The organism is Xanthomonas sacchari (genome assembly GCF_024266585.1).
Lineage (GTDB): Bacteria > Pseudomonadota > Gammaproteobacteria > Xanthomonadales > Xanthomonadaceae > Xanthomonas_A > Xanthomonas_A sacchari_C.
Genome location: NZ_CP100647.1, coordinates 268,628 through 281,072, shown reverse-complemented (window position 1 = coordinate 281,072; position 12,445 = coordinate 268,628). Strand labels below are relative to the sequence as shown.

The window sequence follows — 12,445 nt, the reverse complement described above, 5'->3', positions numbered from 1 at the left end:
AGTCCCGACGCAGCGACCGGCGGCTGCCGCAATGCGGGAGGCGATCGTCCCAGGGGACTAGCGAGGCTGGCGCGTCGCGCGTCGCGGCTGAAGCCGCTTCTACAGTTCTTCTTGTCCGGCACTCATGCTTGAAGCAACAGCAAAGGCTTTCGCCCTTGCGGGCGAGTTACTTTTCTTTGCTTGTGCAAAGAAAAGTAACCAAAAGAAAGCACACCCTGCCTTCGCGCCCTCCGCGCTGCGCGCTCCGGGTCCGCGTCCAGCCCGGGGATCCGCGGAAGGGGCATCCTGCCCCTGCCGCGGACGGCGCACATCCCTGTGCGCCGCCCCTTCGGGGTTTTTCCCCGAGCTGGCCGCCGCTTCGTAAGGGAACCCGATAAGTCAAAAGCCGAAACAACAGCCAAACCAAAGCAGAGCAACGGCCAAGGCAACAGCGACAGCAATAACCGCGATGGCAACGGCAACGGCTATGGTCACAGCGACGGCAACGTGCTCCTACCAAACGCAAACGGGCGGAAGGACCATCGCCCTCCCGCCTGCTGGCACCGGCCTGCGCTGCCGGCGCGGTGTGCTGCGATGCCTGCGATCAGTGCCAGTGCAGGTTGAACGAGACGCCGACGATACGCGGTTCGTTGTACACGGCCGCCATGTAGTTCTCGATCACGCCCTTGAGGTTCTTCTCGTTGGTGATGTTGCGGGCGAATGCGGCCACTTCCCATGCGCCATAGTCGCCGGTGTAGCCCAGCTTCAGGCCGCCTTCGAAGTTGCCGTTGGAGGTGAACTCGGTGGAGTCGTACAGCACGAAGCTGGTGTAGCCCTGCTTGTTCCAGTCGGTGGCGACGAAGAACGCGCCACCATCGTTGACCGGGATGTCGTAGCGCGCGGCCAGGTTGACGTTGTACTTGGGCGCGTTCGGCAGCGGGTTGCCGTCGATCTGGGCGAAGGTGTTGTTGCCGATGCGGATCGTCGGATCCTTCACCGTGCACACCACCACGCCGTTCAGGCCGCACACCTGTGCATAGACGCGCTTGTCCTGGATCTCGCTGTGCAGCAGGCTCAGGCCGGCGGTCAGCGACAGGTTGGGGATCGGGCGCCAGTCCAGGTCCGCCTCCATGCCGTAGGCCTTGGCCTTGTCGGCGTTGAACAGCACGCCGTTGCCGTTGGCGTCGTTGCCGTTGAGCTGGATGTCGTCGACGGTGTAGGTGAAGCCGGTGACGTTCAGGCGCAGGCGGTTGTCGAACAGGTTGCTCTTGATGCCGGCTTCCCACGACAGGATGGTTTCCGAGTCGGCGGTGGTGAAGTCGGAGTTGAACACCGCCGAACGGCCCTGGATGGTCGGGCCGCGGAAACCGCGGGCGACCTTCGCGTAGACGTTGACGTTCGGGTTGATCGCATACATCGCGCTCAGGTCCCAGCTCGGCTGGGTGTCGGCCAAGCGCACGTCGCGGCGGCCCTTGTAGGTGACCACGCCGGCGGCGGTGTCGGCGGTCTTGAGCAGCCTGGTCTCCTTGCTGTCGCGGGTCTGGCGTACGCCGGCGGTCAGGGTCAGCGCGTCGGTAACCGCGTAGGTCAGCTGGCCGAAGCCGGCCCAGGAAGTGTTGCTGTTGTGCAGGCGCACCCAGTTGTTGGGATTGTGCGCGGCGGTCTGCAGGAAGTAGGCGCGCTGGTAGAAATCGGTGGTGTCCTTGCCGTCGAAGTAGAACGCGCCGGCCTGCCACTGCAGCGGGGCGTCGCCTTCGCTGGCCAGGCGCAGTTCCTGGGTGTACTGGTCCAGGTCGCGCACCTGGCCCATCGACTGGCCGTAGCCGTTGGGCACGCCGTTGACCGGGAAGTTGGCCGCGGCGCCGCCGTCGGTGTCGCCACGGCTGTAGCCGGAGGTGGTCTCGTAGGCGCTGATCGAGGTCAGCGATACGCCGCCGAAGTCGTAGATCGCCTTCAGCGAGGCGCCGTGGGTCCTGTACGCCTGCGGGTTGTCGTGGGCCTCGTCGTAGGCCACCTGGTCGCGCGGCACGTCGACCTTGTTGGAGCCCTTGGTCAGCGCGCCGCGCAGGAACAGGGTGGAGGTGCCGTCGTAGTCGCGGGTGTGGAACGCGCCCAGCAGCGAGAAATGCTCGCTCGGCTTCAGCAGCAGCTGCAGGCGCGCGTTGCGGTCGTCGTAGCCACCCATCGCATCCTTCTTCGGGGTAACCGTGCCGTCGTCGCTGGGCCCCGGGAACGTGTTGTCCACCCAGTTGTCGCGGTGCTGGTACAGCGTGGACACACGGAACGACAGCACGTCGTTGATTGGGCCGCCGATGCCGCCGTCGACCGAGACGGTGTTGTCGCTGCCGTAGCTGGCGGTGACCCGGCCGGTGTAGTCGTCGCTGGGCTTGATGCTGTCGAACTTGACGATGCCGGCGGTGGTGTTGCGACCGAACAGCGAACCTTGCGGGCCGCGCAGCACTTCCAACTGGTCCAGGTCATAGACCGGGTTGGACTTCAGCACCACGTGCTCCAGCACCACGTCGTCCTGGATGATCGACACCGGCTGCGAGGCGCCGAGGTAGAAGTCGATGTTGCCCAGGCCGCGGATGTAGAAGCGCGGGAAGATGCGGCCGGTGGTGGTTTCGGCATAGAAACTGGGCACGCGGCCGGACAGCGCCAGCAGCGTGTCGTCGCCGCCGGCGGTGAAGTCGCGCATCGCCTCGCCCTGCACCACGCCCACCGACACCGGCACCTCCTGCAGGTTCTGCTCGCGGTGCTCGGCGGTGACGATGATGGTGTCCAGCGAGGTCGCCGCGTCGCCGGTACCCGCGGCGTTGGCCGGGCGGGACGCGCTGCCGGCCAGCGACGGCGCGCTGTCCTGCGCGGCGGCAGCGCCGGCAATCGAGGCCAGCAGCAGGGCGGCGCAGGCCTGCGCCAGGCGGGTACGGGCCGGCGCGGCGCGCGCGGTCAGCGGCCGCGGGGAGAGATGGGAATGCAGCATGTCGTGTCCTTGTGAGCGCGCGAAATCGAGTCCGTTCGGCTTGCGCAGCAGCACGCGACGGCATGCGCCAGACTGTGGCGCAGCGCGGCACGATATGTCGTTCGTGTTGCATCGCCATTGCAATGACGGCGCGATGGCTGTTCCTACAGGTAGGCCATCCGTTCTCTCGTCTGCGCCGGCGACCTCACGGCGTGCAGCGCTGCGCCGCGAATGCGGCCAGGCGCTGGGTCAGCGTGCCTTCCTGCCAGACGATGTCGAGGATCACCCAGCGATCGTCCTGGCGACCCAGCATCACCGTGTCCGTCCACTGCAGGCCATCGACGGCCAGGCGGGCGCGCACCCGCGCGGTGTCGCCCTCGACCTGTGCGGTCGTCGAGACCAACGCGGTGGGCTGGTCCGGCCACAGGAAGAAGGGGCTCTGGTCCAGCATGTGCGGCTTGACGTCGGCCGGGACCAGCCTGGCGCAGGCCGCCTCGTAGGCGCGCTGCGCCTCCAGCGCCGCGAACAATTCCCGCCCCAGCAGATGCCGCACCTGCGCAACGTCGCCGTTGCCCTGCTCCGGCGCGATCGCCCACGCATAGAACGCCTGGACCGTGCGTGCCGGCGGCTCGCCCGCGGCGGCGGCGAACGCGCCCAGCCACAGGCCCACCGCGCACAGAAAACGCATTCCCCTCATGGATCGCGGATCCCTTGGGCCGCCAGGCGCGGCATGGCGATCCTCGGTTAGCCGCTGCGCGCCGTCAATGCGAGCGCTTCCCCGAGCGCGCCGGCGGCCAGCGTGGGCGCAGAACCAGCTGGGCCTGGGCAACAGAAACATCCGGTCTCACCGAGCCTCCACCTCACGGCAAGAGGCCCCCACGTAGGAGCGGCTTCGGCCGTGACAGGCTTTACCGGGAACACCCGTCGCGGCTGAAGCCGTTCCTACGCAGCGACGACACATGCCATTGAGTCGCAGCAAATGCCTCTGTCCGTCCGGCTCTTCAATCGCTGTCCACACCGAGCACGGTCAGGCGCAGCGGCGGTGCATCCGGGCCGGTCGGCGCATGCGCCAGTGTTCCGGTGACCCGCACCACCTGGCCGGCGCCTTCCTCCCGCAGATGCGCCGCCTGGTCCGCGGTGACCGCCAACCGCAGTCGGCGCACTTGCTCATGCCGCGGCTGTTGCCCGTCTGCCGACGCCGCCACGCATAGCGGCTGCGGCAGGATCAGCACCTCTTCCTGGGTCGCTGCCGCGCCGGCATCGGCGTGCGTGTGCGAGTGCGGCGCAGTAGGCGAGGCGGTGTCAGTGGAAGACGGCGCCAGGGTACCGGACAAGGTGACCTGGGTCGGCCCATACGGCAGGCAGTGCCTGGGCGCCGCCATCAGCTCGGGCGCAGTGCCGATCAGCAGCAACGGGAACAGCGACAGGGAGCGGATCGGCATCGTGGCAACGCGGACGGAGAGGGGCCGCCGAGCATACCCAAGTGCGATGACGCGTGTGCTGCAGTCGGCGACAGCACGCCACTCAGCGTTGCCACGAGACCGCAGCGGTCCTCAGCGTTCGCGCTCCACCACCAGGTCGGTGAACCGCGGTTCGGCGGCGATCAGCGCATGCAACCGGACAAAGCACGGATCGTCGTCGCGCATCGCATGCCGGCCGAGCAGGCGCTCCCAGAACGAACGCTGCTTCTCGATCTGCAGCATCCAGGTATGGTTGCCGTCGACCTCCTCCTCGGCATAGGCGCCGACCAGGTAGGTGCGCCCCTGGCATTCCGCCTCGGAGGCCCAGCCCCAATCCTCCGGGTCCGGTTCGGACAGCACCATGGCGTCGCCGACGCGCACGCGCAGCCAGTCCAGCAGCGAGCTGCCGTGGATCGGATTGATCGGATTCTCCGGCTCGGCGCTCACCTCGAGCAGGCGGGAGCGGAAGTGGATGACAGGATGCATGCGGTAGCTTAGCTCTCTAGCGATCGGATGGCGGACGCGCGCATCGGCGCGGCATGCGTGACGGCATGCAGGCGCGGATGCGCAGTCCCGGAGGGTAAACGCACGCACGTCGGTCCAGGTGGACAGCGGCGTCACACGTCATGCGGCCCGGTGCGTCCGGCGCAGTCGCCTGCGGCACGCGGACGCGGCGCGTGCGTCGCTCGCAGCGCCAGCCTGCCGGAACCGGATACAGCCGCGCCGCAACGGGCCAGATCGATTGCAGCACGCGTGCATGACAACTCGTCGGCTCCGGCGTAGACAGGCACGCGTGCCGAGAACGCCCAGAGGCTGACGGCGACGGCGAGCCACACGCTGGCGACCTTGAAGCAGGTCGAATCGAAGGTCGGGTAGGGGAAGGAGTCGCCGGGAAGACCATGCTGCAGCAGCGCCCCGCCTGGCGTTGCCAGAACGTCAGCCACGTCTCCACGCCGCACCACAGCGGCAGCACCCAGCCGGCGGGGAGCGGGGTGACCGCGAGGGCGAGCACGCGGTGCTTCATCACGCGCCGCCATGCGCCGGCAAGCAGGGCGGCTGTTCGACGGATCCGGGAGGCCGGTGAGGATATCAAGAAGGTCGACCGTCGCTGCAGCACTGAAGCAGTCATTGCGACGCGGCGGCGGCACAGCCTCATGGTGTTTGCTCGGGCTCCGGCTCCAGATTCGGCTCGAACGGATGATCGGGCGGCGCTGCTCGCATCACGGATAGAACCGCACGCAGATCGCGTCGTTGAGATACCAAGTGGGGTCCTTTCCACGGAACAGCTCGAACACGACCCGCATCGTTTTCTCCGGCTTGGTCACTGCCTCGAACATGCAGAAGCAGCAGTATCGAGCGAGGCCAACACTACACTCCGCAGCGTAGAGGTCGGATAAGGCCCGACACGTCCTCGGTCACCAACTCGCTCGCCACCGGTTCACCCCCATTGGCCCACACTGTTGCCCCACCTTTGGAGCGACTCCGATGCACACGACCTGGCTGCTCGCCTTGCTGGCGATTCCCGCACTGGCCCACGCGGCACCGGACGAGGACGCGGCGATGTGCCGCAATGGCGGCTTCCCCATGAGCACGGCCAAGTTCTCGCTCGCCAAGGTCGTAGTGCCGCGCCTGTACCTGCTCAACGACGACGACGGCTGCCCGGCCAAGGGCGAGGCCGCATGCCGGCAGCGCGCCTATGTGGTCAAGGACGACACAGTGATCCTGGCGCAGCGCCAGGGCGGCTTCGTTTGCGCGTTCTACCCCAACAAGGTCGGCGGCAGCGCCGGCTGGGTGGCGGCGTCGAGCGTGCAGCCACTGCCGGCGACCGCCGCACCGAAGCCGCAGGCCTGGGTCGGCCACTGGCACGACGGCGACAACGAGCTTCAGCTGCTCGCCAACGGCGACGGCACCCTCACTGCCAACGGCGATGCCTACTGGCCAAGCGCCAACCCGAGCCCCGAGGAAAGGCCCGGCGGCCCGAACCTCGGCGCCGTCACCGCACGCGGCTTTCCGGAAGGCAATCGGCTGGAACTCAGCGAGGACGACTGCAAGGTCCGCCTGCAGCTGGTCGGCGACCTGCTGGTGGTCTCGGACAACCTGCAGTGCGGCGGCGCCAATGTCAGCTTCAATGGCGTGTACCGGCGCAATGCGGCGAAGCACTAAGGCGCGGCCTCTGCGGTTCTCGCGTTGCGTGTGATCCGGGCGGCGATGTGGTGCCGCCCGGGTTCTCACTTAGAAGATCGCGTCCCGCGGCGTGATTCCAGTTTGCGTCACAGACCCACGCTTTGCGCGACAAGCTCCGCAAAGACCCACACATCGCCCTTGTCATAGGTCTCGGGTGCTTCCGTTCCGCCTAGCGTCGGATAGGGTTGCGGGATATAGATCTGCCCGGGCTTCAACGGGCCAAGACGCGCAGCGATCGCGCGGACGTGGTCGCCGCGCAACACGTACTCCTCGAAGCCCGCATCGCGCAGGATGGCCGCCTCGAACACCGCAGTGGAGGCGTGCGCGCCATATAACTTGCCCGCGGCCTTGAACGGATGCAGCACCGCGTAATCCTGGCTGGTTGGATCATGCAGAAAGAAGTGGCCGAGACTCGAGTAGCCGACCACGACGGTATACGCCGGGAACGCGTCCGCCCACGGGCCGAGCACCTCGTGCGATTTCGGCGTGATCAGGTGATACAGCGGGACGTTAGTCGCGTCAGCGCGCTCTGCACTCTGGCTCATTGGAGACCTTGCTGCAATGGCGCGCCAGGATACCAAGCCACGCGCGTCCGCCTGCTGTCACCGTGTTCACCTAGGCCTTGGTGCTGGCTCCGTAACACCTGGCCGATCCATCCAGAAAGAACTGCACGTCAGCCGCTTGGCACCAGGCTTCCAGCTCGGCCTTGAACACCGGCCACAAATCGCGCGCCCATGCAGGTGTACTCTACGCCCAGGCATGCGCGGTGGGCACGTAGACCGTCGGCACGCCCATCGGGAAGTCCAGCACGAACTCGCCCACCCGGCCCAATGCAGACGAGTTCTTCTTTCCAGCGGGGTTGGTATTGGAATGTGGTCATGGGACCGTTAGAGGCAGATACATTTAAGATGTCCTGAGCGCATATAACGCTCAATATTGTAAACCTTGTCGGTAATGTAAGGCTGAAGTGTTGCTACAACCGATCTCGTTGCTAGTATTACCGCGCGCTCAAAAGAGCACATATGCTTCTCATCTTCCTCCCAAGGATCAAGAATATCCTTCCAGTGCGGGAGCTTGGCACCTCCATGGACAAATTTTGATCGCATGTCATACAGGTGACCCACAATATTCTTTGGTTCTTCCCAACAGCCAACCCAAAGAGCGGATTTTTCAGCCAGCTGCTTACGTAGATCACCTATGCCATCGCAATAAAATGCCTCCAGAGACTGCATAGCACGAAATTGGATTTCACCTTCTTTGTAAGGACCGAGATGAACCATGTGAGTGAACGCCGCAAGGGAGCGTTCAATGCGAATAACTGCTAGTGCCTGATTAAAGAAGGAAGTGGCATGTATTCATGCAACTACATCTGGCAGCATCAACGTTGTGATTAATGGCCATTTTGGATCGTCTTCCTCCGGATGCCACAATTGGAAAAAGCTTTGCTTACCAGAAATTCCTGGGAACGTGACGCGCTCAAGGACGCCAGTGAGCCGAGCCGTCGCCGGCTGACCTGGTAGACACCTGGCGTTCGCAACATTCGATGCCGCAAAGAGCAAAGGCAGTAAAAGAGCAAGATGTCGTGGCATGGGCGTCAACTGCTATTGGACCGATAATACGGCGGTCGAAGATCCTCGCCGAGCTATCGAGCGCCGTCAATCAGCCTAATGTGCTGCCCGGCTTCTCGGGGAATATGACATAGCCGCTTCCTGATGCTTCGGCATCGAGGAATGCTTCGCGCAGCAGCGGGTCGTTCACCGCCTCGATCTCGTGAACTTCCTTATAGCGCTCGATGGTCATCGTGGCCCAACCTCGAGCCGCCAACATAGGCACAAGCATATCTTCTGCTTGCTCGAGGGACATCGTCGCCGCGAACAGGACGGCTCCTACATGCTCCCCTGCATGGAATTTCTCGTGAGCGGATCCCGCGATAAGGGTTGCCTTAATACACAACATGGTCGGCGGCGTCCTAATTGAATTCGGCGAAGCGAAAAACCAGGGTCGGTCGGAAAACCAAGGTCAGGGAAAACCTGGTCAGAATGATCTTTTAAAGGTCTCGCAGACGAGAAAGTGCACTCTGCCCCCAATTAGCTTGCTCATGTCGCTCCTGTCCATCCAAACGCTGCGCTACATTGTAGTGCGATGCGAGGTAGGTATGGATTAACCGTACCCCATGGTTGAGTGCCCTTCCAGCGCGCTGCCGGCTGCGTACATTGGGGGACTGGCGGCTAGCGCCACGCCGAGTAGGTCGTTACATGGGTGCGTTCGAGCCGTCCGTCCGCGTCCGTGTCCATCTCTATCACGTAGCCCGACTTTCGCAGCAGCGATTCTTCGGTGGCGATGACGCATCGCCACCGCCGGGGCGCCGTTTCCTGGCAGGCGTCGAAGAAGTAGTCGCTCGAACCGACGACGGTCGATCCCGCAAGATGGCGGTCAAGGCCATGCTGCAACTGCGCCGCGTCATAGGTCCGATAGGGGCGATCGACCGGCAAGCCGGAAGCGGCATACACCAACTGCCATGGTGTCTCGCAGGCGCACGGCATCGGCGAGTAGCCGAGGAGCGTGAATCCGACGACACACGCCACGATGATCGCGGCTCCAAGAGTTTGGATACGTCGCAGCATGCCGTAGGTGCCTAGGTCGCTCTGCGATACGGTAGAAGTGATGTTGCATCATCGCACAGGAGCTCCGTTCGCGAGCAGCCGTCATCTTCGCCGGGCTTGGGGGACTGGCGTAGTCCTTTCGTTCCGGTGCGCCACTACTTCCTCTATCTAGTTCGAAAACGTATCGGCCCTGCTTCATTCGGATCGCATTTCAAATGACGGGGCGGCTACGGCACGTTTCCTACGTCTCCATCGATAGACAAGATAGGCCGAACCGTTGAGGAGCACCCAACACAACGCCGGAAACCAGGCACTGACGGCGACACGCGAGGCCGCCTCCATCCCATGCGATGTGACCGCGTCCGGTCCCAACCCATCCCACAGGAACCAGTCGACGCAAAGCAGACAGAGAAAGGTCGTGGTCGATGTGAACAGGGACAGCCACAACGCCAGGCGGGAGGGAAGACAATCGCCACGACGAAGGCAGGGCCGGCGCACGCAACCAGCGCAAGGAGTCCGATCACAGATGCCTGCATGACATCCATTAGCGCCGCTCACCACTTCCCAAAGTAGGACGAAATGTCGAAGTAGACCTCGCGCTCCTCGCCGGAGGGCAACACGATCGTGATGAGGTCCATGGCCGATGGCTCGAACAACAGGGACTGCGATTTGATGCGCGCGCCGGGGTAGTGCTGATCGAGCCATGTGCGTTGCGCCGCGATGCCGGCGCCTTCGCTATGCGCCGCGGACAGATCGACGGGATGGTCCGGCGACGCGCCGTCCCCATGTGCGACGGCCGGCCGCGGCGAGGGTGCGGATTGACATGCCACAAGACCCGCCAGCAGGACCAAAGAAAGCATTCCACACTTCATCACACCCCCTAATGTGATCAACCAAACAGCTGGATTAGAGTAGACCTGTCGGTTCATTGCGCACAACAGCGTGCTTTCTGGCTAGGACTTCGCTTGATGCACCACCCGCTCAACTGGGCAAGCGAGTCGCAGCCACATCAGATGTATCGACACTGAGGTCTAAGCCAAGAACAGTAGCTAACTCAAACTGTTCTTGCGAAGGGCGGAATTGGCTCAGATTTCCTGGAGGGTAACGCCTGAACTAGGCCGTACCACGAAGTGGCGCGGCTTGATTGAATCGTTAGATCTTGCCGTCAGTCTCGGCGAGGATTGACCTCATAAACGAGTCAATTTCTAACCCGTAAGGCTGATATGGGTCTCGAGCCATTGCCGGGTTTATATCGATAACAGAAGAAAGCCAGATAACGAGATCGCGGAATGCTAGCTCAACCTTCTCCCGAGTTGGGCTGGAATGAAGTCCTGAGTTGAAAAGCTCGATAAGGCGGTCTGCCTCCTTTCCAAGTATCTTCAGGCGATCAGCTGGTGTGTCGACGCTAGAAATAGCTTTTTCAATGTACGCCCAAAGGCGATTTTTGTATTGAGCGGGACCGACTTTGCGCCCGTTCCAGTCAGCCTCTTGAGGAGGAAACAGAGCGTCTGCTGTTCGTTCGAGCATCCGTCTACCCGAAAGAGCTGCTTGAGCATAGTCTTCTTCAGTCTCAGCTCGTTCTAGTGTTCGCGCCGCTGCTGCTAATGCGTCAAACAGTTTTGGATGAAGCTCCTCCAAGCTATGCGCAATTGCCGACGCATCATCATCGCTTAGGGCAGGTAGCTTGGAGCAGAAGAACTTAAATGACTCTACCCGCTTGAAATGCTCTAGAGAGTCATAATTGTCGAAAATTGTCCGACGAGCACCTTGGTCCTCGTACTCAACTTCAAATCCCTCTCGTTCAAATGACTTCTTCAAGCAAGTATCGGGTTCTTCGTTATGATCCATATCATAGAAGATGGCGCACCTTCTGCCCGTCAGCCTGTACGTCTCGATCAAGCTGTTTCGGAATAGCTGCAGATGAAGCGGCCTAGAAAAAATCACATCCATGCAGCCTAAATAAAATTCATTAGTTTGCAACTTATGGTTGAGCTTTTCCGCTACTGCCTGCGTCATGTTCTGAAACAACCAGCAGTAGACAGTCGCAGTATTGTATGTCACCTCCAATTGAGGCTTTTTCAGCCGATCGAATGATATGGGTACATACACATTGCGACATAGTTTCTCGAGAGCATCATAAGTCCGGTCTTTACTTTGACTGAAAGTGAGGATGTCCCCCACGGAAACTCGCATCGGGCGGGACTCACCCTGTAGGATATTCGAACCTAAAATCAAGTCCATTACCCGGCCGCCGTAGCAGCTTCCCAAGTCAGGATGATCTGAATTGAAGAGGAACGCTACGTTCATGAGGCCTCGATTGGATGACGCAGTTCTAACTACTATTGCACCGCCTAAAAGCGGAATAGTGCAATCCTCACTGAATCAATGAGCGCCGTCAATTAGGCCAAAACATCGGTGGGTCCTTGCTTCTGCCAGCAACCTAGAATGGGGTCAGGTTCACTTCCTACAGGCCGACACTTCGATGCCTGACAATAGTCACGGAGCTTGCTCGATGTCGGTGATCGCGATCGGTGACCACGCTCGTCGGCATGGCTCGCCTTCCTCGCCTTGATCTTCCTGGCATACCACAGCATATCGTACAGCGCGGCAATAATCGCCTTCCCTGTTTTCTGGATGACGGCGACCGCAGGCGCTATCTGCACCTCCTGCGTGGTGCCCTGCATGCCACCGGCTGCCAGCTACATGCCTACGTCCTGATGGACAACCATGTGCACCTGCTCGCCACGCCGCCGGAGGCTGGAAGGATCGGACAGCTAATGCAGCGACTCGGTCGTCACTATGTGGCCATCTTCAATGGACGTCACGGCCGTACCGGCACGCTCTGGGAAGGGCGCTACACGTCATGCCCTGTGGACAGTGCCGACTACGTGTTGCGCTGCTATCGCTACATCGAACTCAACCCGGTACGCGCTCGTCTCATAGACGATCCGACCACGTATCGCTGGTCCAGTTGCGCGGCTAATCTCGGTCAGCGGGAACACTCGACACTAACGCCCCACCCTTCCTGGCCCGCTCTGGGGAATGATTCAGCCGAGCGATCCAGCGCTTATCGCGCCTTGCTTGATGAAGTCCTAAGCGACGAACTGCTTGCCGACATCCGCATTCACCTTCAGCAACAGCGGGCTCTCGGCCACGATGCGTTTCACGGCATGGTCGAGGCCAAGACTGGCCGCTTCGCTGGTGTAAGGCCAGCCCATCGGCCACGCAAACCCACCACGATCAATGAATAAGTCAAC

13 protein-coding genes are annotated in these 12,445 nt (G+C 62.3%); 2 read left to right on the top strand and 11 right to left on the bottom strand.

All coding sequences use genetic code 11. From position 1 onward, the window contains the following. Positions 1-583: 583 nt before the first annotated feature. From NKJ47_RS01105 to NKJ47_RS01085, 5 genes are all read right to left on the bottom strand, one after another. Positions 584-2,962, bottom strand: coding sequence for a TonB-dependent receptor (locus tag NKJ47_RS01105; protein ID WP_254459747.1), 2,379 nt, complete (start codon positions 2,960-2,962; stop codon positions 584-586). A gap of 184 nt (positions 2,963-3,146) precedes the next feature. Beyond that, the gene (locus tag NKJ47_RS01100) at positions 3,147-3,629 is read right to left on the bottom strand and encodes a nuclear transport factor 2 family protein (protein WP_254459746.1); all 483 of its coding nucleotides are present in this window, start codon (positions 3,627-3,629) and stop codon (positions 3,147-3,149) included. Between the two features lie 313 nt (positions 3,630-3,942). Beyond that, positions 3,943-4,383: a hypothetical protein gene (locus tag NKJ47_RS01095; RefSeq protein WP_254459745.1), complete on the bottom strand. Its 441-nt coding sequence runs from the start codon at positions 4,381-4,383 to the stop codon at positions 3,943-3,945. Positions 4,384-4,494: 111 nt separating this feature from the next. After that, positions 4,495-4,887 carry a hypothetical protein gene (locus NKJ47_RS01090; protein ID WP_254459744.1) on the bottom strand — a complete coding sequence of 131 codons (393 nt, stop codon included), beginning with the start codon at positions 4,885-4,887 and terminating at the stop codon, positions 4,495-4,497. A 131-nt stretch (positions 4,888-5,018) separates the two neighbouring features. Then, positions 5,019-5,345 (bottom strand): hypothetical protein, encoded by a 327-nt coding sequence (locus tag NKJ47_RS01085; RefSeq protein WP_254459743.1) that lies wholly within the window; start codon positions 5,343-5,345, stop codon positions 5,019-5,021. 541 nt (positions 5,346-5,886) lie between these two features. Here NKJ47_RS01085 and NKJ47_RS01080 point away from each other — a divergent pair. Then, positions 5,887-6,564, top strand: a complete 678-nt coding sequence (locus NKJ47_RS01080) for a hypothetical protein (RefSeq protein WP_254459742.1) — start codon at positions 5,887-5,889, stop codon at positions 6,562-6,564. 107 nt (positions 6,565-6,671) lie between these two features. Here the strand turns inward: NKJ47_RS01080 and NKJ47_RS01075 are convergent, their stop codons facing one another. The 6 genes from NKJ47_RS01075 to NKJ47_RS01050 all read right to left on the bottom strand — a co-directional run bounded on the left by NKJ47_RS01075 (position 6,672) and on the right by NKJ47_RS01050 (position 11,495). Then, positions 6,672-7,130: a T6SS immunity protein Tdi1 domain-containing protein gene (locus tag NKJ47_RS01075; RefSeq protein WP_254459741.1), complete on the bottom strand. Its 459-nt coding sequence runs from the start codon at positions 7,128-7,130 to the stop codon at positions 6,672-6,674. Between the two features lie 342 nt (positions 7,131-7,472). Beyond that, entirely contained in the window at positions 7,473-7,865 is a 393-nt protein-coding gene (locus tag NKJ47_RS01070) for a hypothetical protein (protein WP_254459740.1), read from the bottom strand. 379 nt (positions 7,866-8,244) lie between these two features. Further along, complete coding sequence (locus NKJ47_RS01065) at positions 8,245-8,385, bottom strand: hypothetical protein (protein ID WP_254459739.1); 141 nt, start codon at positions 8,383-8,385, stop codon at positions 8,245-8,247. 428 nt (positions 8,386-8,813) lie between these two features. Continuing rightward, complete coding sequence (locus NKJ47_RS01060; protein WP_254459738.1) at positions 8,814-9,209, bottom strand: hypothetical protein; 396 nt, start codon at positions 9,207-9,209, stop codon at positions 8,814-8,816. Positions 9,210-9,742: 533 nt separating this feature from the next. Continuing rightward, positions 9,743-10,048, bottom strand: a complete 306-nt coding sequence (locus NKJ47_RS01055) for a hypothetical protein (protein WP_254459737.1) — start codon at positions 10,046-10,048, stop codon at positions 9,743-9,745. Positions 10,049-10,340: 292 nt separating this feature from the next. Beyond that, positions 10,341-11,495: a hypothetical protein gene (locus tag NKJ47_RS01050; RefSeq protein WP_254459736.1), complete on the bottom strand. Its 1,155-nt coding sequence runs from the start codon at positions 11,493-11,495 to the stop codon at positions 10,341-10,343. A gap of 242 nt (positions 11,496-11,737) precedes the next feature. Here NKJ47_RS01050 and NKJ47_RS01045 point away from each other — a divergent pair, with 242 nt between their 5' ends. Beyond that, positions 11,738-12,439, top strand: a complete 702-nt coding sequence (locus tag NKJ47_RS01045; RefSeq protein WP_254461296.1) for a transposase — start codon at positions 11,738-11,740, stop codon at positions 12,437-12,439. Positions 12,440-12,445 lie beyond the last annotated feature (6 nt).